Consider the following 17,811-nt stretch of genomic DNA (forward strand, 5'->3'; position numbering starts at 1 on the left):
CTTCCGCTCGCGTCGCATGCCTCAAGTCTGACACGCCGAGTCGTCAATCAAACTCCCTCGCAAGGGCGATCTGAGGTCGGGCCAGCACGCACGACAGGTGTTGCACCCGCTACTGTCCTCTGCCACTGGCACTGAGCTGCAGGAATGGCCTCACCGACCGCGCACACAGAAGATCAGCCTCAGAGAAGGGCGACCCAGTCAGCGATCTCCGGCAGCCAGCGTTCGGGCCGGGCGGTGAATTTATGGGGTCTCTCAGTTTTGCCCGTTGTCCGCCCCGCTGCGCTCCACCGACCCCCGCAGGGTCCGTGACTTCTTGAACAACCTCGACTCGAATCCATGCGGCCAGGTGGGTGTGCTGGCGCGTCTGGAACGCGGCGAACTCGTGGTCCCGATCGTTCTTCTCATCCTGTCCTACCGTCTACGCGGCACGAGTCCGGTCTCGAAGGCGATGATCGCCAGGTGGACGCGGTCCCGAGCTTCGAGCTTGGCGAACAGACGCGCGACATGAGTCTTCGCCGTCGCCGCGCTGATGACCAGCCGCTCGGCTATCTCACCGTTCGACAGTCCCTGGCCGACCAGTGCCAGCACCTCGCGCTCCCGGTCAGTGATCCCCGCGATGAGACTTGAGTCCGCGGCGGGCTCGGCGTCCGATGCGGGGGCCGCGGGGCCGGACGTTCCGGCGAAGTCCGCGATCAGCCGTCGGGTCACGCTCGGCGCGATCAACGCGTCGCCGGCCGCCACCACGCGGATCGCGTCCAGGATCGCGTCCAGGGCCATGCTCTTGAGCAGGAATCCGCTGGCGCCGGCACGTAGAGCGCCGTAGACGTACTCGTCGTCGTCGAAGGTCGTCAGCACCAGCACCTTGGGCGGGTCCGGCTCGGCGGTCGCCTGCCGGGTCGCCTCGATCCCGTCCATGCCCGGCATCCGGATGTCCATCACCACGACCTCCGGCCGCAGCTCACGCACCAGGCGCACCGCCTCGCGGCCGTCGCCGGCCTGGCCGACCACCTCCAGGTCGTCGGTGTCGCCGATCAGGATCGCGAGCCCGACCAGCATCAGGGGCTGGTCGTCGGCCAGCAGTACCCGCACGCTCATTAGAGGACCATCCCTTCTGCAGCCCTCTTCGGCAGGGTTGTGACCTCTCGGTCCCGGTGGGTGCATGGCCAAGTGCGCGAGCCGTTCGACGGCCAGCATGAGTTACGCCAGCCCCGCCGGGCCGGGGCCGTCTGATCGGCATCAGGGACACGCCTCGCAGAGGGCCGATTAATGAGCTCCCGGCAGACGACCTCACCACCGGGCAGGTGCTCCGTCGAAGTCACAGGAGTCCGACCTTCGTGTTCTTCGGATGGGACTGGGCGACCGAGACCCACGACGTCACCGTCATGGACAACTCCGGCATCCGCGCGGACCATTGGGCGCTGGCACACACCGAGCAGGGCATCGGCACCACGCTCAGGCGCCTGCGGAAGCACGAAGCCCCGGCCGACCTGCCGGTGGCGATAGAGACCACCCGCGGCCTGGTCGTGGACCGGCTGCTGGCCGCCGGCCACTCTGTGGTGCCGGTCCACCCGAACGCCTTCCATGCGATGCGCCCGCGCTGGGGCGCCTCCAAGACCAAGACCGACGCCGTCGAGGCACCCCCCTACGCGCCGTTGCTGGCCGACATGCCCCGCATCGGCAAGATCAACCCCGGGCAGATCACCGGCGAGATCGGCCCAATCCTCGAACGCGCCGAGTCCTGCGAGCAGTTCATCGCCGAGGCCGGCGTCGTCCCGGTCACCCGCGCCTCCGGCAAGTCCCGCGCGGTGACCTTCCGCGTCGCCACCAACCGGCGCGCACGCATCGCCATCACGACGTTCGCCGACAACAGCCGACACGGCAGCGACTGGGCCGCGAAGATCTACACCGACGCCCGGGCCCGCAAGAAGCGCCACCCGCACGCCATCCGCATCCTCACACGCGCCTGGCTGCGAGTGATCCGGGCCTGCCGGCGCGACGGGACCTGCTACGACCCCGTCACCCGGCAGAGCAACAGCAAGACCAAAACGGCCTCGGAGGCGGTTCTGGCGGCATAGGAGTTGACTCAGGAAACTCATGCCGGGAGCCTCGCCGCCACCCGGAATCCGCCCTCCGGACGCCAGCCCGCGCTGAACTGGCCGGACAGCAGCGTCACCCGTTCGCGCATGCCGAGCAGGCCGAAGCCGCTGCCGCCGGCCGCCGCTGGGGGCCTTGGACGGCCGGGCCCGCCGGGACCGTCGTCCCCGTCGTCCACCACCTCGATCGTCACTCCTGTCGGCTCGTATCCGACCGCGACCCGGCAGGTCCGCGCACCGGAATGCCGCACCACGTTCGTCACCGACTCCTGGACGATCCGGAACGCCGACAGCTCGATCTCCGGCGGCAGCGGACGCTGCTCGCCCCGCCAGGTCACGTGCACCCGCACCCCGGCGTCGGCCGTGCGTTCGGCGAGCTGCGGGACGTCCGCCAGGCTGGCGCCCGGCGCCAGCGGGGCGGCCTGCGGCATGGCGTCGTCGGGCTCGGCGTGGCGTAGTGCTCCGAGCATGCGCTGCAGCCCGAGCAGCGTCTCCCGGCTGGTGGTCTCGATGCCGGTCAGCGCCTGCCGCGTCTGCTCGGGCTTGGTCTCCACGACCCGTGCCGCCGCTCCCGACAGCACCGTGATGATCCCGATGCTGTGCGCGACGCTGTCGTGCAGTTCGCGGGCGATCCGCAGCCGCTCGGCCATGACGGCGCGGGCCTCGGTCTGCTCGTGCAGGGCTTCGAGGTACTCGCGGCGTTTGCGGTACACCCCGCCGAAGACCCACGCGACCGCGAACACGAACGCGAACTGCCCGGCCCCCCGGGCCGCGTCGCCGACGGATTCCCCGTGGGGGACGAGGGTGCGCTCGGCGAACCCGGTCGCGACGGCCGCGACGGATCCGACGGCGGCAGCCGTCGGCCGCCGGGCAGCGAGGTACCCGCCCAGGACCGGGAGCAGGGGGAACACGATCCAGGGCTGCGCGCCGAAGAAGTCGCCGAGGGCCGCTTCGCCCAGGACCGCCGCGAAGACCGCCGCGGGCAGACGGCGCACCAGCAGGATCGGAAGGGCGAGCACGAGGCAGAGACCGATCCTCTGGTCGGACCTGAGGTCGGGGAACAGGAACGGGCCGCCATGGTGCGGGATCGGGCCGAGCGGCATCGTCCAGAAGAGCATCACCGCGTAGAAGCAGGCGGCGGCCAGCACCACGGCCTGCGCCGTCAGCCAGGCCACGGGTGCCGATGTCGAAAAACGCCGGAGCAGCTCTTCCATACGGAGATCGTATTGACTGGCATCGGCTCTGCGCGTCGCCCCGGGGATGTACGCGGGGTACGCCCCCGGGCCGACGGCCTGGGAGAGAGGTGACATCCGCCGGCCGACGCGGTGGACCACGGCCCGTTCCTAGGTTCGTGGCCATGACGAACGCACCGATGATCGATCTCCAGGACGTGACGAAGAAATATGATGACGGCCCGCCCGCACTGGCCGGCGTCACCTTGTCCGTGGCGGATGGTGAGTGCGTGGCGATCCTCGGCCATTCCGGCAGTGGCAAGTCGACGCTGCTGAACCTGATCGCGGGTCTGGACAAGCCTTCCAGCGGCACCGTGACCGTCGACGGCATCCGCGTCGACCAGCTCGGCGAGGCCGATTCGGCGAGGTACCGCCGGGCCTCCGTCGGCATGGTCTTCCAGTTCTTCAACCTGCTGGACGACCTGACCGTGTTGGACAACGTCATGGTTCCGGCGCAGCTGGCCGGGATGGGCAGGAACGAAGCGAAGCGGCGGGCTGTCGACCTGCTCGGCTCGCTGGGCATCGACCGGCACGCCAATGCCTATCCGCAGCGGCTGTCCGGCGGGCAACGGCAGCGGGTGGCGGTGGCCAGGGCCCTGATGAACGACCCGGCGCTGCTGCTGGCCGATGAGCCGACCGGCGCGCTGGACTCGCGCTCGGCCGAGGACGTGCGCCGGCTGCTGCTGGAGCTGAACGCCGACGGCCAGACCATCCTGCTGGTGACCCACGACATCCAGCTGGCCGCGAACACCGCGCGACGCACGATCGAGCTGGTGGACGGTGCCATGGCCCGGGACGTGGTCAACACGGCCGGCGGCGCCACCGTCAACAGCTCGGCGGGAGCGGTCCGATGACGCGGCTCCCAGCGCTGCCGTCCCAGCGGCTGTACGCGGTTTCCTTCCGGGCCGTGGCCCGTCTGCTGCCGGCGGCGGGCCGATGAGCGCCCTGGGCAAGGTCGTGCGCTCCGGCGTCGGCCGGCGTCGTGTGCAGTCCCTCGTGATGGCCCTGACGACGTTCGCGGCCGTCACCTCCTCGGTGCTCTCGCTCGGTCTGCTGGCCGTCGTGCAGACTCCGTTCGAGAACGCCTTCAAGGCCCGCAACGGCGCGCATCTGTCGGTCCAGTTCGACGGCTCGAAGGCCACTGCCGCGCAGGCCGCCGCCACCGCGCACGCCGCCGGCGTCACCGAGGCATCCGGGCCGTACCCGGTCACCTCAGCCCTGAACACGAGCTTCGGTACGGACTGCACCGCGAACATCGCTCCGGGCATGCCGATGGCCGGTCGCGCCGACCAGCCGGTCGTCGCCACCACCCGGCCCGACCTGGCCGGCACCTCCGGCCTGGACCAGCTGGCCCTGGTCGATGGCAGGTGGCCGACCACCGCGAACGAGATCGTCCTGGCCTCATGGGACCATCACTGCGCAGGCGGTTCCGTGCTGTTCGACTCGCTGCCGGGCAAGCCCTCGTTCAAGGTCGTCGGCCTGGCGAACTCGCTGACCGACACCGCGACCGGCTTCCTCACTGGCGACGGCTTCGCGCGGCTGACTGCCGCTGGCGCCAAGACCGACGAGCAGATGCTCTACCGGTTCGCCACGTCCGGGACCGAGGCCGACCTCGCCACGGGCAGGCAGGCGATCGCCGCCGCCGCGCCGGCCGGCTCGGTCGAGAGCGGACAGTCCTACCTGGCCGCGGAGAAGCAGGCCGTCGGCAGCGCGAAGTCCTTCGTGCCGTTCCTGGTCGTCTTCGGCGTCCTCGGTCTGTTCCTGTCGGTGCTGATCATCGCGATCGTGGTCAGCGGCGCGGTGGTCTCGGGAATCCGGCGCATCGGGATCCTGAAGTCGCTCGGCTTCACCCCCTGGCAGGTGGCCCGCGCCTACGCCGCGCAAGCCCTGATCCCGGCGGCGATCGGCGTGGTGGGCGGCACGCTGTTCGGCAACCTGTTGGCCGTTCCGGTCCTGGGCAAAGCCAGCAAGGATCTGGGTGCCGCCGACGCCGGCCTGCCGGTGTGGGTCAGCCTCGTCGTGCCGATCGGCACCTTGGTCATCGTCGGTGTCACCGCGCTCGTCCCGGCACTTCGGGCCGGCCGGATGCCGGCGGTGCAGACCCTGGTCGTCGGCCGCGCCCCGAAGGCCAAGCGCGGCCAGGGCGCGCAGCGCCTGGCAAGCAGGCTGCCGCTGCCCCGGCCGATGTCGTTGGGACTGGCCCAACCGTTCGCCAAGCCGGCCCGGGCCGCGCTGGTCGGCGCCGCGGTGCTGTTCGGCGCGGTCAGCGTCACCTTCGCAATCGGGCTGGAGACCACGTTCACCAAGTACATGGACACGGACACCACCGGCTTCAGGGCCGCGTCGATGGTCGTGGTGCCCGCCGGCACGCCCGCCGGCTTCCACTCCCCCGGCGGCGGCCCTGCCAGCCCCCACTTGGACTCCACGAAGGTGGCCGCCGCGATCGCTTCGGTCCCGGGCACGAAGGCCGCGTTCGGCTGGGGCGACAGCGGCGCGACCGTGATCGGCGCACCGACGGGGGACCACACGAATGTGGACACCACCACCGGCGACCTGTCCTGGACCAACCTGGGGCTGCTCAACGGCCGCTGGTACCAGAACCCCGGCGAAGCCGTGATCAACGACCACCTGGCCTCGACGGCCGGGATGCAGGTCGGCGACACCGTCACCGTGGCGCAGGACAACAAGCGACTGCCGCTGCGGATCGTCGGCATCGACTTCGATGCCAGCAGCAGCGGGGTCGTGATGGCCGATTCGGCCACGTTCACCGCCGCAGGTCTGACGCCGTACATCACCCAGTTCAACGTCAAGCTGGCCGACAACGTCAGCGGCCCGGCCTGGTCCGCCTCGGCCACCCCCGCGCTGACCCCGCTGCACGCCGAGGCCACTCCGAACATCACGTACGCGAACCTCACGGTGCTCACCATGGTCGCCCTGGTGGCCACCCTCACACTGATGATGATCGCGGTCGCCGCGCTCGGCGTGCTGAACACCGTGGTGCAGGACACCCGGGAACGGATCCACGACCTGGGGATCTTCAGGGCCCTCGGGATGACGCCCAAGCAGACCACCGCGATGGTGCTGACCTCGGTGAGTCTCACCGGCCTGGTCGCCGGGCTGATCGGGGTCCCGATCGGGATGGCGGTGGAGAAGGTGACGCTGACCCAGATGGTGAGTGCGATCGGCAGGAACCTGCCGTCGAGCGTGACCGACGTCTACACCGCCGGGACACTGCTCCCGCTGCTGGCCGGCGGGATCGCGATCGCCCTGCTCGGGGCACTGCTGCCGGCCGGCTGGGCGGCGCGCTCCCGGACCGCCACCGCGCTGCGGACCGAGTAGAACCGGCCGCTCGTCCGCACAGTGGACCCGAGTCCTGCGGGCCGGCCCCGCCAGCGCGGCCGGCCCGCAGGCACCGATGTACGCCTGCAGGCCCTGTATCCGGGGACTCCAGGAACGGGTCCGGCGCTCGATCCTCCTCCGTGACGAGCCAGCTCGCCCCGCACGAATCTCGGACCAAGCCGGCCCGCGCCACCGAGCACGCACCCGCAACCCCGGTGGCATGGACGCTGGGACGGGTCCGAAGGCCCCAGGTGGCTACCTCGATCGAGGTCATGCGAGACCTTCAGCTCTGTCCGATGTCCGCGTTGTGGAGGCGGCGTTCGGTGAGGCTGGCCACCCCGCTCAGCGCCTGCAGCTCGTCCTCCAGGGCGGCCCTGTCGACGGTCAGAGGAGATGCTCCAAACAGACTGGTGGCTCCGGCCGACAGGATTCGGCGCGATGACCAAACCCTGTCAGGACCCCACTCAGCCCGCCGTCAGCGAAGATCCCCGTTTCGGCCCGTAGACGATCTCGGGGATTCCCCGGAGGAGACCCCCGGCCGGACTGAACCGAGAACGGGCACCCCGCAGCTCAGACGCCGTCGGCCAGCCGGACCGGCGTCAGTCGCGTCGGTTCGGCCGGACCGCGGAGAAGAGGACGAGCCCCAGGATCACGGAGGTGAGAATGATGAGGAACTTCCGGAAGCCCTCGGAACTGGTGGGCAGCCAGCCCTGCGCCAGCCCGACCAGCAGCACGATATCGAGCACGACCACGATCGCGAACCCAGGCCGCTTCATTCGTTCTCCCCCCGTTTTCCTTCGCATCCTAGATGATCGATTCCAAGGGGTCAGTCGCCCAAGTCCATTGTCCTCATGGCTGTCTGACCCACATGCCTTTCGGCAAGGACACGGCGAACGCGGCACGTGGTTGGTCAGTGCGGTCGGAGTCCGTCCAAGACCACATCGAAGATCCGCTGCCGGGACGCCGGGTCTGCTCCGAGGTGCTCCATCGTTGTGCTGATGCCGGCCAGCAGGGCGAGCAGTTCCGGCAGGCCGAGGTCCGGGCGGACGGCTCCAGCCCGCTGTGCCCCGTCCAGCAGTACCGCGAGCTGGGCCTGGATCACGTCACTGGACTCCTGTAGGGCCGCATGCGCGTCCACGTCCGCTGCGACGAGCGCCTGGGCGAACTCGTTCTTGCCCGCGGACTGTTCGACAATCAGTTGAAAGCAGGCGAAGAACGCGTCGGAGGGCTTCATCTCGGCCGCCAGACGCGCGGTCTGGGCGGCGATCGCCTCAAGCCTGCGCACCATCACGGCTTCCAGCAGCGCCTCCTTGGTCGGGAAGTGCCGGAAGAGTGTGCCGACTCCGACCCCGGCGGTCCGAGCAATCTCCTCGGTCGGCACACCGACGCCACGGGTGGTGAACACCTCCGTGGCGACGTCCAGCAGCCTGGCCCGGTTACGGGCTGCGTCCGCCCGCAGCGGGCGCTCCTTGGCACCACTCATCCCCTACAGCCTTCCTCGCCGGTCCGCAGAGTCCTGCTAGACAAGCGGAGTGTCTAGTCCGTATCGTCAAAACGGACTCGCCAGTCCGATTCTAGCGACGGATTCCGACGGAGGCTGACCATGCCCAAAACGCTGACACCACGCGAGGTCTTCACCAAGCTGCTCGACAACATCGCCGCAGGCCGTTACTCCGAACTGGCCGGGCTCTACGCCGAGGACGCCGTGGTGGAGACCGTCTTCGAGCCCGTCGGCCCGCGCCGCACTCAGGGGCGAGCCGCACTCGAGGAGCGGTTCGCGCAGGCCGCCGCGGCCAGTCCGGTGGATCTGACGCCGGCGAACATGGTCATCCGGGAGACCGACGATCCGGAAGTAATCGTCGCCGAATGGGACTACCAGGTGCACCACCGGCCCACCGGGAAGACCTTCGAGTCCGCCAACATCCAGGTACTGAGGGTCCGCGACGGCCTAATCCTCCACAGCAGGGACTTCCACGACCACCTGGCCCTCATAGCGGCCACTGGCACCCTGCCCCAACTGGTGGCAGCGCTTCAGAGCAAGTAACGCAGTCAGTGATCGAAGGCGGTCAGTGAGCGCAGGACGGGCTGGCCGGTGTGGTGGTTGTGCCAGATGGCGGCGGTCATCGCAAGGATCCTCTGGAGCACGCGGACCATCACCCCACCAGGAGTGCGGGCGCGGTGGCGCTCCAGGTCGAGCTGCCGCATGAACGTCTCGTTGGTCGACTCGATGACCTGCCGCAGCTCTTCGCCGACGGGGTGCCCGCGGGTTACCGGGGCGCGGACTCGCCGGCGCACTGAGCGCCGGCGGTGCGCTCGCGGGTGACGAGATCGGTGCGTCCGGCGGTGGCATCCAGCCACACGACGCGGGTGCCGTGATCGGCGACGGGCGAGTCCTGGGAGCCTCGGTCGCAGGAGACGCGCTCGGGGGCGCCGCCGGTGAGCGGGAGCTGCCACAGCTTGGCGGTCTGGGCGTTGGTCCAGTCGTCGTGGACCCGCCCGGTGCGCGAGACGTAGGTGACCGCGCGCTCGGAGACGGTGAGCTGGTACGGCTCGGGGGCGGTGGGGTCGGCCGGCAGGAGGTCGGTGATGCCCGAGCCGTCCAGGGCGCCGGAGCGGATCGTGGCGCGCCCGGTGGGCGGGGTCTGGACCCACAGCATGCGGCCGCCGGCCAGGTGGACGGCGTCGGCCAGGTTCTTCGGGTCGGCGGGCACGTACTGGGCGGTGACCTTGCCCTCGGCGAGCGAGTACGCGGTCGGCGCGTTGACGTAGTCCTGGCCGGACATCCAGCTCTCGGTCCAGGCGAGGACGCCGCCGTTCAGGTCGAGGCCGCCCACGCCGTGACCGGCGGGCAGCGGGATCACCGTCTCCGGGGAGCCGTCGCCGTGGACGACGTGGATGCGGGTGGTGTCGGTGGTGAAGTCCCGGAGCGTGTAGACGATGTCGCCGCCGGCCGTGCGGATGTTCTGCGGCTCCTGCCGGGCGTCGTGGTAGATGCTGCGCACCGGGCCGGCGCCGGTCAGTGGCGCGCTCAGCAGCTCGTAGCCGAAGACACCCTGGGCGTCCTTGCCGACGGCCTTCCACACCGCGTTCGTGCCGTCGGTGGCCGCCCAGCTGTGGTAGCGGCCGTCGTCGGGGCTCAGTCGCACCGGGGTGGCGCTGCCGGTGACGGCGCCGGTGTACAGGGCGGTGCTCTTGCGGGTGGCGTCGGTGTTGGCGAGCATCACCCAGTGACCGTCGGCGACCACCGGGGCGGCCATGTTGTTGGTGATGCCACTGAGCAGGACGCGGCTGTCCAGGCCGAGCTTGCGCTGCCAGCCGGCCTTGATGCCGTGGGCGTCGAACGCGGCGGCGACGGTGCGCAGCTGGGCGCGGGTCAGGCCACTGGCGCGGCCAGCGGCCAGGACGGCGTTGCGGCCGGCGACGAAGTCGTCGAGCGGGGTCATGTACTCGGTGAGCGCGCGGTAGATCACGCGGTCGGCGACCAGCGGGTCCAGGGTGCGCCGGATGTCCCACAGGGCCCCGCCGAAGATGGTGGAGTTGAGGTGCACGCCGCCGCTGTCGGTGCTCAGGGAGGCGCCGACGTAGTCGTCGACGGTGGTGTGGTGGTCGTCCAGGTGGCGGGTGGCGCAGGCCTGCGGGGTGCCGGTGCGGCACAGGCCCTCGCCCAGCAGCGCGGCCCTGGGGTCGTCCATCGCGATGCCGCGGGTGGTGACCTCGATGGCGTTGCCGAAGTAGTCGGCGAGCGCCTCGTCCATGGCGCCGGACTGGCCGAGGTAGGCGAAGTTGGCACTGTTGGTGATGACGCCGTGGGTCATCTCGTGGGCGGAGACGTCGAGGGCGGCGGCGAACGGGAAGTACTTGTCGTCGCCGCCGCCGTAGATCATCTTGCTGCCGTCCCAGTAGGCGTTGGGGAAGGCGCGTCCGCCGGCGGTGACTCCGGTGACGGAGACGATCGGGCTGTTCTTGCCGTCCAGGCCCAGACGGCCCAGGCGGTCGCGGTAGAAGTCGTAGACGACACCGGCGTTGACGTGTGCGTCGGTGGCGCCGTCGGTGCCGGTGGCAGCGGGGAAGTCGGGGGTCGGGGAGCTCGCGGGGTGGGCGTCGGCGGGGATGCGGTCGAAGTCGCCGACGTCGCGGCCGGCCGCGTCGTAGGTGGTGATCGCGACGGGACGGGTGAGGTCGGTGAGCTGGTAACTGCCGTCCGCCTGGCGGGAGATGTTGACGCTCACGCTCCTGCCGTGGACGTCGGGGGCGGTGCCGGTGGCGGGGGTGACGGTGGCCGGGGCCGGGTCAGGGGCGGCCGCGGAGGGCGCGACGGCCTCGGGGCGGGCGGCGGCCGCGGAGGGGGTGCGGGCATCGTGGGCGAGGACGACGACGCCGGCGGTGGCATCCACGTAGACGTCACGGGTCAGCGGGGTGCCGTCGGCGCCGGCGCCGCGGACGGTGTAGTGGCGGGTCAGCTTCCCGGCGCCGTCGGGCAGGATCACCAGGCCGGCGTCATCGGCGGTGGCCTTGGCGCGGGCGGCGTCCGGCAGCGCGCCGAGCGCGGCCGTGCGCAGCAGCTCGTCCGCGACGGTGGGCTCGGTGGGGGCGGCGAGGCCGGTGAAGAACTTGCCGCCGACCGCCTCGACATGCTGGGCCGCGCCGTCGCCGGCGAGGTGGACGAGGTACTGGGCGCCGAGTACGGGGACGCCGCCCTCGTTCTGCTGGAACCTGACGGTGCGCCGTCCGTCGGGGCCGCTCTCGGTGCCGGCTTCGGCGAGCTGGGCGGGGTCGACCCGGTAGCGGTCGCGGTGGGCGGCCAGGTGGGCGCGGGCGGCAGCGGCCGGGTCGCCGGGGGCGGGATCGCTCAGGCCGGTGACCAGCTGCGGGGCGGCGGTGTCCTGCCCGGCGACCACGCCGGGGACGGGGTCGCCGGCGGCCTGCGCGGGCGCGGTGTCGGCGGCGGCGGTCGGGGCGGCCAGGGCGGCCAGGCTCAGGGCGGCGGCTATGCCGGCGCCGAGGGCCTTGGGCGTGCGGGCGTGACGGTGCACTGCGCTCCTCTCACGGAACGGGAACACGGGAATCGGCGGTGGCGCCCTGCCCGTCGCCGGTCGGCTGACGGTGTGCAGGGGCCACGTCACGAACATAAGCCATCTCCCGGCATATGTCGAACAACTACCTATCGGGAACTCCGGGAGCCCTGGCCCTCAGGCGGCTCTCTGCCCGTGGATGAGGAACGGGAGGGCACGGCCGGCGAGGGCCTCGGCGACATGGGCGGCCTGGGCGGGGGCCATGGCCCCCGCCCAGCTCACGGACGGGGACGAAGCGGGCGCCGGCGGGGCGGCCGTCGGCGATGCCACCGTCGAAGACGAGGTTGAGGCGCTCCAGGTAGCGGTCGGCGGGGGTGCAGTACACCGTCCTCGCCGACCCTGCGGACCGGCCGACTACCTCCAAGAGGCCACTCACTCCGGCCTCTACGAGCCGCGGCCGGTCCATTCCCGGAGACCCGCCCCGCAACCTGGATCCTTGCCTGAGGCATGATTCAAGGGTGTGGAGCGACTTGATCACAGAGCGCCCGGCATGACGAATCTACTCCCGGCGGCACCCGAGGCCACGCTTCGGGAGGCCGCACGCCTCCTTGGCCACCATCTGCCGAACGAGCTCACCGCGCTGCTGCGGGAGAGCAATGGAGTCGAGGGCGAATACCGCCTCGAACTGATCTGGTCAATCGAACGCATCGTCACCGACAACCTGGCCCTCCGGGGCGATGCCGACCTGGCAACGCTGTATATGCCGTTCGATTGCCTGCTCTTCATCGGGGATGCTGGCAGCGGTGACCAGTTCGCGCTCGTCCCGAACACCCGCCATCCCGATGTCTTCGTATGGGACAACGAGAACGACAGTCGCACCTGGGTGGCACCTGGGCTGGCGAAGTACCTTGATGGTGGCTGACCGGGAAGATCAACCCGTAGGCACCGCGTCGCTCCGAGTGGCCTCGTCTGCGGGAAATGGCGGGTCAGTCCTCGAAGGCGAAGCCGCCACGCACATGAAGCGGCAGGCCAGGGATCTTCCTGACGCCCCCCACCTGGTCGACCAGCCAGGTGGGTACATCCTGGTCTACTCCTCCCAGTCAGCCCACTGAGTAGTTGTCAAATGTTGTGGACTGGGCGAGGCTGTCACCGGCCTCGCCTGCGGCGCTTTCCGGGGTTTCTCGGGTGTCACTCGGCGGGTGTCGGGACCCGGTTGAAGAGCCGTCCGGCCATGTCGGCTCCGATGATGGCGCCGTCGGCGTCGCGGGTGAGGAAACCGCGCTGGCCGATTAGGCCGCCGCCGGTGACGATGTACTCGTCGCCGCTTCCGGGGAGCAGGCCGAGGCCGGCCGGCGGCAGGTCCGCCGGCAGTTCCCTGTCGGACGCCGCGCGGATTTCCGGCTTGATCCGGCATTCGACCGTCATCGTGTCACCGTCGGTGTCGATGATCAGCGTCATGAATTCGTTCTCGTAGTGCCCGGTGATCTCCTGTGCGCGCTGCGGGTCGTACGGGAGCGGCTCGGGGTCCCGCTCGACCACGCCGAGGTAGTGTTCGAGCGCCCAGTGGAGCACGGCCTGGTTGAACTCCAGCCCGTTGTCGGGCCCGGCGTTGGACGCCGCCACGACGGCGAAGTCCCGCTCCGGAACCAGCAGCAGGTTGGCGAACTGGCCGTTGGTCGATCCGCCGTGCCCGACGGTGCGCACGCCGTCCACGTCGCGCAGGAACCAGCCGAGGCCGATGGCGTCGCCGAGCGTGGAGCCGTGCAGCTCCACCGTCGGTTCCTGCATGCGCCTCGCCAGGTCACCGCCGTCGAGGTGGAACCGGGCCCAGCGCAACTGGTCGGAGACCGAGGACACCAGGCCGCCGCCCGGGTTGTTGCCGCGCGTGTCCTTCCAAGTCCGGGCGACCTTGAGCGCCCCTTCGCTGAGGTTGTGGCCCACGGCGAACCGGCGGGTGATGGCCTGTCCGGCGGTGAAGACGCTGTCGGTCATGCCGGCCTGTTCCAGGACGAGTGAGGCGACAGCGGCCTCGTAGGTCTGGCCGGTGACGTTCTCGACGACCCGGCCAAGCAGGTTGTAGCCGAGCTGGCTGTAGGAGGCGCGGCCGCCGACCGGGCCGATCAGCGCCACCTCGGCCATCTTGGTCACCTCGCGGGCCAGCGCGTCGTCTCCGTCTCCGCTGTCGAAGACCATCCGGGTGTCCAGCCCGGCGGTGTGGTTGAGCAGGTTCAGGATGGTGATCTGCGCGGCCGCGTCCTCATCGGGGAGCCGGAGTTCTGGAACGTAGCGGCGCACCGGCGCCTCCAGCTCGACCCGCCCCTGCTCGACCAGGCGCATGATCGCCGTCGCCGTGTAGGTCTTGGTGACCGAGCCCAGCACGAACAGCGTGTCCCGGTCGACGGGCAGCGGGTTGTCGATGCTCGTCACGCCGTGGCAGACCGTCAGCTCCCGTCCGTCCACCCGGACTCCCACCGCCGCACCCGGGATGCCGAGCTCCTTGGCCTTCTCCTCGACGAACTCCGCCAGCGCATCGTGTGACATCTCGATTCCCCCTCGATCGGTGTGGTTCGCGCACGGCGCCGAGCGGCCCATCGGGCGTCGCGGCGACTTGCACTGTGTTCAAGTGGAGGCTAGCGAACGACTTGAACACAGTGCAAGGAGTTTCTTGAACGGCGTGCAAGTCGCGGGCTATGGTGAATCCATGCCCCGCAACACACTGACCCGCGAACAGATCCTCACTGCCGCCATCACCCTGCTGGACGCCGAAGGGCTGGAGGGCCTGAGCATGCGGGCACTAGGCCAGCGGCTGGGCTCGGCGGCCACCGCGGTCTACTGGCACGTGGGCAGCAAGGACAACCTCATCGCACTCGCCGGCGACCAGCTGTGGCACGAAATCGCGCTGCCCGACCCCGACGAGGTCGGCTGGCGCACGGCGGCCACCATCATGGCCAGCGACCTGTACACGATGCTCACCCACCACCCGTGGCTGCTGCAGGCCTTTGGCTCCCTCCTCATGTTCGGCCCCGGCAAGGCCCGCCACGACGACCACCTCCTCGCCATCTACGAAACCGCAGGATTCGCCGGCCCCGCAGCCGACCAGGCCGCGGCCGCCGTCTTCACCTTCGTCCTCGGCAACGCCCTCGGCCCAGCCGCAACCGCCTCACTCACCCGCAAACTGCGGCGCGAAGGTAGCGGTGACGCCGAACAGGCCATCGGCGACACCCAGGCCGAGGCTCGCGAGATCGCCGCACAATTCCCCCGGCTGCGCGCCCGCCTGGACACCCACAGCGCCGACTACGGCGCGGCGCCCGACAACACTTTCCAGATCGGCCTCCAGGCCATCCTCGACGGGCTGGAGACGCTGCAACGTGGGCCTACTCGGTGACCATCACATGATGATCCGGGAAGGTACGCCCGGCCCACGGTTCGAAGGCGGGGCCGAGGCGGAGGGCGGTGGCCCTGCGGTCCAGGTGCCGCAGCACAGCGGACTGGGCCATGGTCCGGTCTGGATCGGTGAGGACCTTCTTGAACCAGAGCCGTCTCCTCAGCGCCGGTGACCTGCACGAACTCGCGAAGGTAGGCAGCGAAACGCAGGTGCTCGGCGGTGCGGAGCTTGACGGTGGAGAAGGTCGACTCGATGGGATTCGTGGTCCGCAAGTGGATCCAGTGCTCGGCCGGGAAGTCGTAGAAAGCCAGCAGTTCCTCCTGGTCATCGGCGGTCTTCGCGACGGCCTTGGGCCACTTGGCGCCGTAGGTCTTCGCGAACGCCTCGATCGCCTTCTCGGCGTGGGCGCGGTCCTCGGCGTTGCAGATCTCCTGCATCGCCTTCGTCGCGCCCGGCTGTGCGGACTTCGGCAGGGTATTCGTGACATTTCGGGCCTTGTGGACCCAGCAGCGCTGATGCCGTGCGGCGGGGAACACCTCGGCCAGGGCATTCCACAGGCCCATCGCGCCGTCGCCGACGACGAGTTCGGGATCGCGCATGCCGCGCCTGCGGCAGTCGCGCAGCAGGTCGGCCCACGACTCCGTGGACTCGCGCAGCCCCTCGGCCAGGGCGATCAGCTCCTTGGTGCCGTCCAGGCGCACTCCGCGAAGGACCAGGACGCACGAGTGGACCTGGCCGAGGCGGACCTTGGGGTGCACCCCGTCGGCCCACACGTAGACGAAGTCGCTGTCCGCGAGGTCGCGCGCCTGGAAGGCGGCGTAACCGTCGCTCCACCGCTTGGTTAGCCGGGTCACGGTGGCCGGCGACAGCCCGGCCGAGGAGCCGAGGAACTGCTCGAGCGCGGGCACGAAGTCGCCGCTGGACAGCCCGTGCAGGTAGAGCAGCGGCAGCACCTCGCTGACCTTGGGCGACTTGCGGCACCATGGCGCCAGGATCTTCGAGGAGAACCGCATCCGCTCGCCGATGGCCTCGTCCACGCGCCGGTCGTTGGCCCGGGGCGCGGTGACCTCGACCGGTCCGGCCGCGGTGGCCACGGTGCGGGGCCGGTGGTGGCCGTTGCGGACCTCCAGGCGGCGGCCACGCTTGTCGGTCTCCGCAGCCAACTCGGCTATGTACTGGTTGACTTCGGCCTCCAGGGCGGCGGCGGGCATCCGCCGGGCGCCTTCGCGGACGATCTCGTCGATCAGGGAGCCGGTGTCGGTCGAGCCGTCGGCGTTCACTATGCTGAGCACGGGCATGCCTTCCCAGCCCGCGCTGCGAACGCGGGTCTACTCGGTGACTGGTCGATCAATCACCCGGGAAGGTACGCCCTTCGCGCGCTCCCGGGGAGCCGATCCACAAGTCCTGAGCATTGCTCCAGCCCACTGCCGGAACCAGACTCCGATCCCCCAGGAGCCGTCCGCTCTGGGGATCAGAAAGCAGGCGTCGCCCTCCTCGGTGTTGGCCCACAGCACCATCCCGCGCTCACGGGGATAGAGGTCGTACGGGATCCTGTTCGGCACCAGGGCCTGGTACAGGGGCCCCCTCATGTTCATCAGATCGATCATGGTGTACTCGGACGCCTGCGGATGCAGCACCGACAGGAAGTCCCCGACCACACCAGGGCCGTAGGCGGCCACGAACTGCTTGTACTCCGCCGGCAGTTCCCCAGTCACTGCCTCGATGGTTTCCCACGCCTCGGCGCTCCGGTTCCAACAGCCGTGACCAAGTCCCAACTAGCGTGTCACGTGTCCTGTCGCACTGAAGCTGACAGATCGTGGGCCGCTGACCTGCTGGGTTGCCATGTCGTTTGAGAACGCCGCAGGCCGGTGTTCTCAAACGACATGGCTTTCACGGAAACGCTGGTGGTGGGCGAGGGCAGCTCAGCCGTCTCGCTCTTCGGTAAGGCTGCCCGTGGCCGTCCGGAGACGGTGCCGGGCCGCTTCCAGACGTACGGCGTAGTCGGCGGCGAAGTTTCCAGGGAGCGCATTGTCCAGTGTTCCCACGATCTTGTGGATCGGGGCCCAGGCTGCCGGATCGACGACCAGACGGCTGAGATCCGTCATCTGTACTCGCTCCAGCCGGCCCGAGAGGACCAGGCCTCGTCGGGGGCGAGCTTGATCGTGATGTCGCTGTCCTCCATGACCGGAATCTAACTAGTCGCGCTTGGGCCAGATCGGGCCCTGGTCGGTCCAGATGACGCCCTTGTTGCGGCACAGGCAGAAGGGGTGGCCGATCGGGTCGGTGTAGACCTGCCAGCCGTAGCCGTTGGGGCCGATGAAGTCCTGCCTTAGCGTCGCGCCGAGGTCGAGGACGCGGCGCTGCTCGGACTCGATCTCGTCCACTTCGAAGTCGAGGTGGAACTGCTTGGGGTGCTCGCTGTCGGGCCACTGCGGAGCGCGGTAGTCGTCCACCCGGATGAATGCCAGCTCGATCTCGCCGAACTGGATGCCAGCCCAGTCCTCGGAGCTGCCTTCCTTGAGCGGACGGTCCGTCACCTCGGAGTAGAAAGCAGCCAGCTTCATCGTGTCCGGGCAGTCGATAATGAAATCGGTGAGTCGCAGCATCCCGCGATCTTGTCACAAGCTCACACCACCGCCGCTGTCCTGTCGCACTTGTCAACGGCCTTGAAGGTCTCCCCGTAGGCGGCCATGAGTTCTCCCCGCTGGCGGCCACGGAGTCTTCCCCAACGGCGGCCAGTTATCTCCCCG

General features: G+C 69.9%; 15 protein-coding genes and 2 pseudogenes. 6 read left to right on the plus strand and 11 right to left on the minus strand.

The window, feature by feature from the left end:
* Positions 1 to 411 precede the first annotated feature (411 nt).
* The gene (locus ACFV1W_RS25110) at positions 412 to 1,095 is read right to left on the minus strand and encodes a response regulator (RefSeq protein ID WP_380419479.1); all 684 of its coding nucleotides are present in this window, start codon (positions 1,093 to 1,095) and stop codon (positions 412 to 414) included.
* A gap of 239 nt (positions 1,096 to 1,334) precedes the next feature.
* On the opposite strand from ACFV1W_RS25110, the gene ACFV1W_RS25115 reads away from it, so the two are divergent.
* Positions 1,335 to 2,075 carry a transposase gene (locus tag ACFV1W_RS25115; RefSeq protein ID WP_380419480.1) on the plus strand — a complete coding sequence of 247 codons (741 nt, stop codon included), beginning with the start codon at positions 1,335 to 1,337 and terminating at the stop codon, positions 2,073 to 2,075.
* A 17-nt stretch (positions 2,076 to 2,092) separates the two neighbouring features.
* Here the strand turns inward: ACFV1W_RS25115 and ACFV1W_RS25120 are convergent, their stop codons facing one another.
* Entirely contained in the window at positions 2,093 to 3,307 is a 1,215-nt protein-coding gene (locus tag ACFV1W_RS25120; protein ID WP_380419481.1) for a sensor histidine kinase, read from the minus strand.
* 143 nt (positions 3,308 to 3,450) lie between these two features.
* On the opposite strand from ACFV1W_RS25120, the gene ACFV1W_RS25125 reads away from it, so the two are divergent.
* Both ACFV1W_RS25125 and ACFV1W_RS25130 read left to right on the plus strand, forming a co-directional pair.
* Positions 3,451 to 4,179: an ABC transporter ATP-binding protein gene (locus ACFV1W_RS25125; protein WP_380419482.1), complete on the plus strand. Its 729-nt coding sequence runs from the start codon at positions 3,451 to 3,453 to the stop codon at positions 4,177 to 4,179.
* Between the two features lie 145 nt (positions 4,180 to 4,324).
* Positions 4,325 to 6,664: an ABC transporter permease gene (locus ACFV1W_RS25130; protein WP_380419483.1), complete on the plus strand. Its 2,340-nt coding sequence runs from the start codon at positions 4,325 to 4,327 to the stop codon at positions 6,662 to 6,664.
* Between the two features lie 599 nt (positions 6,665 to 7,263).
* Here the strand turns inward: ACFV1W_RS25130 and ACFV1W_RS25135 are convergent.
* A complete protein-coding gene (locus ACFV1W_RS25135; protein WP_380419484.1) occupies positions 7,264 to 7,440 on the minus strand; it encodes a hypothetical protein in 177 nt (58 codons plus the stop codon).
* A gap of 134 nt (positions 7,441 to 7,574) precedes the next feature.
* Complete coding sequence (locus tag ACFV1W_RS25140; protein WP_380419485.1) at positions 7,575 to 8,147, minus strand: TetR/AcrR family transcriptional regulator; 573 nt, start codon at positions 8,145 to 8,147, stop codon at positions 7,575 to 7,577.
* Positions 8,148 to 8,267: 120 nt separating this feature from the next.
* On the opposite strand from ACFV1W_RS25140, the gene ACFV1W_RS25145 reads away from it, so the two are divergent.
* The gene (locus tag ACFV1W_RS25145) at positions 8,268 to 8,708 is read left to right on the plus strand and encodes a nuclear transport factor 2 family protein (protein ID WP_380419486.1); all 441 of its coding nucleotides are present in this window, start codon (positions 8,268 to 8,270) and stop codon (positions 8,706 to 8,708) included.
* A 5-nt stretch (positions 8,709 to 8,713) separates the two neighbouring features.
* On the opposite strand, the pseudogene ACFV1W_RS25150 reads toward ACFV1W_RS25145, so the two are convergent.
* Both ACFV1W_RS25150 and ACFV1W_RS25155 read right to left on the minus strand, forming a co-directional pair.
* Positions 8,714 to 8,908, minus strand: a pseudogene (locus ACFV1W_RS25150) (IS982 family transposase); the annotation flags it as partial.
* A gap of 23 nt (positions 8,909 to 8,931) precedes the next feature.
* Entirely contained in the window at positions 8,932 to 11,697 is a 2,766-nt protein-coding gene (locus ACFV1W_RS25155) for a M4 family metallopeptidase (RefSeq protein ID WP_380419487.1), read from the minus strand.
* A gap of 529 nt (positions 11,698 to 12,226) precedes the next feature.
* Between ACFV1W_RS25155 and ACFV1W_RS25160 the strand changes: the two genes are divergently transcribed.
* A complete protein-coding gene (locus tag ACFV1W_RS25160) occupies positions 12,227 to 12,598 on the plus strand; it encodes an SMI1/KNR4 family protein (RefSeq protein WP_380419488.1) in 372 nt (123 codons plus the stop codon).
* A 266-nt stretch (positions 12,599 to 12,864) separates the two neighbouring features.
* On the opposite strand, the gene ACFV1W_RS25165 is transcribed toward ACFV1W_RS25160, so the two are convergent.
* Positions 12,865 to 14,217, minus strand: a complete 1,353-nt coding sequence (locus tag ACFV1W_RS25165) for a serine hydrolase domain-containing protein (protein ID WP_380419489.1) — start codon at positions 14,215 to 14,217, stop codon at positions 12,865 to 12,867.
* 160 nt (positions 14,218 to 14,377) lie between these two features.
* Here ACFV1W_RS25165 and ACFV1W_RS25170 point away from each other — a divergent pair, with 160 nt between their 5' ends.
* Positions 14,378 to 15,061 (plus strand): TetR/AcrR family transcriptional regulator, encoded by a 684-nt coding sequence (locus ACFV1W_RS25170; RefSeq protein ID WP_380419490.1) that lies wholly within the window; start codon positions 14,378 to 14,380, stop codon positions 15,059 to 15,061.
* Positions 15,062 to 15,279: 218 nt separating this feature from the next.
* On the opposite strand, the pseudogene ACFV1W_RS25175 reads toward ACFV1W_RS25170, so the two are convergent.
* The 4 genes and pseudogenes from ACFV1W_RS25175 to ACFV1W_RS25190 form a co-directional block, all read right to left on the minus strand.
* Positions 15,280 to 16,353 (minus strand): annotated as a pseudogene (locus ACFV1W_RS25175) (IS256 family transposase); the annotation flags it as partial.
* A 36-nt stretch (positions 16,354 to 16,389) separates the two neighbouring features.
* On the minus strand, positions 16,390 to 16,776 hold the full coding sequence (locus ACFV1W_RS25180) for a hypothetical protein (protein ID WP_380419491.1): 387 nt from the start codon (positions 16,774 to 16,776) through the stop codon (positions 16,390 to 16,392).
* Between the two features lie 207 nt (positions 16,777 to 16,983).
* A complete protein-coding gene (locus ACFV1W_RS25185; protein ID WP_380419492.1) occupies positions 16,984 to 17,166 on the minus strand; it encodes a hypothetical protein in 183 nt (60 codons plus the stop codon).
* A 90-nt stretch (positions 17,167 to 17,256) separates the two neighbouring features.
* Positions 17,257 to 17,667: a VOC family protein gene (locus ACFV1W_RS25190; protein ID WP_380419493.1), complete on the minus strand. Its 411-nt coding sequence runs from the start codon at positions 17,665 to 17,667 to the stop codon at positions 17,257 to 17,259.
* Between the last annotated feature and the right edge of the window lie 144 nt (positions 17,668 to 17,811).

It is taken from the genome of Kitasatospora sp. NPDC059648, assembly GCF_042734825.1.
Classification (GTDB): domain Bacteria; phylum Actinomycetota; class Actinomycetes; order Streptomycetales; family Streptomycetaceae; genus Kitasatospora.

Bases quoted from the DNA above. Each gene is read 5' to 3' on its own strand.
- ACFV1W_RS25110 (WP_380419479.1), bottom strand. From the start codon at position 1,095: ATGAGCGTGCGGGTACTGCTGGCCGACGACCAGCCCCTGATGCTGGTC.
- ACFV1W_RS25120 (WP_380419481.1), bottom strand. From the start codon at position 3,307: ATGGAAGAGCTGCTCCGGCGTTTTTCGACATCGGCACCCGTGGCCTGG.
- ACFV1W_RS25125 (WP_380419482.1), top strand. From the start codon at position 3,451: ATGACGAACGCACCGATGATCGATCTCCAGGACGTGACGAAGAAATAT.
- ACFV1W_RS25130 (WP_380419483.1), top strand. From the start codon at position 4,325: ATGGCCCTGACGACGTTCGCGGCCGTCACCTCCTCGGTGCTCTCGCTC.
- ACFV1W_RS25135 (WP_380419484.1), bottom strand. From the start codon at position 7,440: ATGAAGCGGCCTGGGTTCGCGATCGTGGTCGTGCTCGATATCGTGCTG.
- ACFV1W_RS25140 (WP_380419485.1), bottom strand. From the start codon at position 8,147: ATGAGTGGTGCCAAGGAGCGCCCGCTGCGGGCGGACGCAGCCCGTAAC.
- ACFV1W_RS25145 (WP_380419486.1), top strand. From the start codon at position 8,268: ATGCCCAAAACGCTGACACCACGCGAGGTCTTCACCAAGCTGCTCGAC.
- ACFV1W_RS25160 (WP_380419488.1), top strand. From the start codon at position 12,227: ATGACGAATCTACTCCCGGCGGCACCCGAGGCCACGCTTCGGGAGGCC.
- ACFV1W_RS25165 (WP_380419489.1), bottom strand. From the start codon at position 14,217: ATGTCACACGATGCGCTGGCGGAGTTCGTCGAGGAGAAGGCCAAGGAG.
- ACFV1W_RS25170 (WP_380419490.1), top strand. From the start codon at position 14,378: ATGCCCCGCAACACACTGACCCGCGAACAGATCCTCACTGCCGCCATC.
- ACFV1W_RS25185 (WP_380419492.1), bottom strand. From the start codon at position 17,166: ATGACGGATCTCAGCCGTCTGGTCGTCGATCCGGCAGCCTGGGCCCCG.
- ACFV1W_RS25190 (WP_380419493.1), bottom strand. From the start codon at position 17,667: ATGCTGCGACTCACCGATTTCATTATCGACTGCCCGGACACGATGAAG.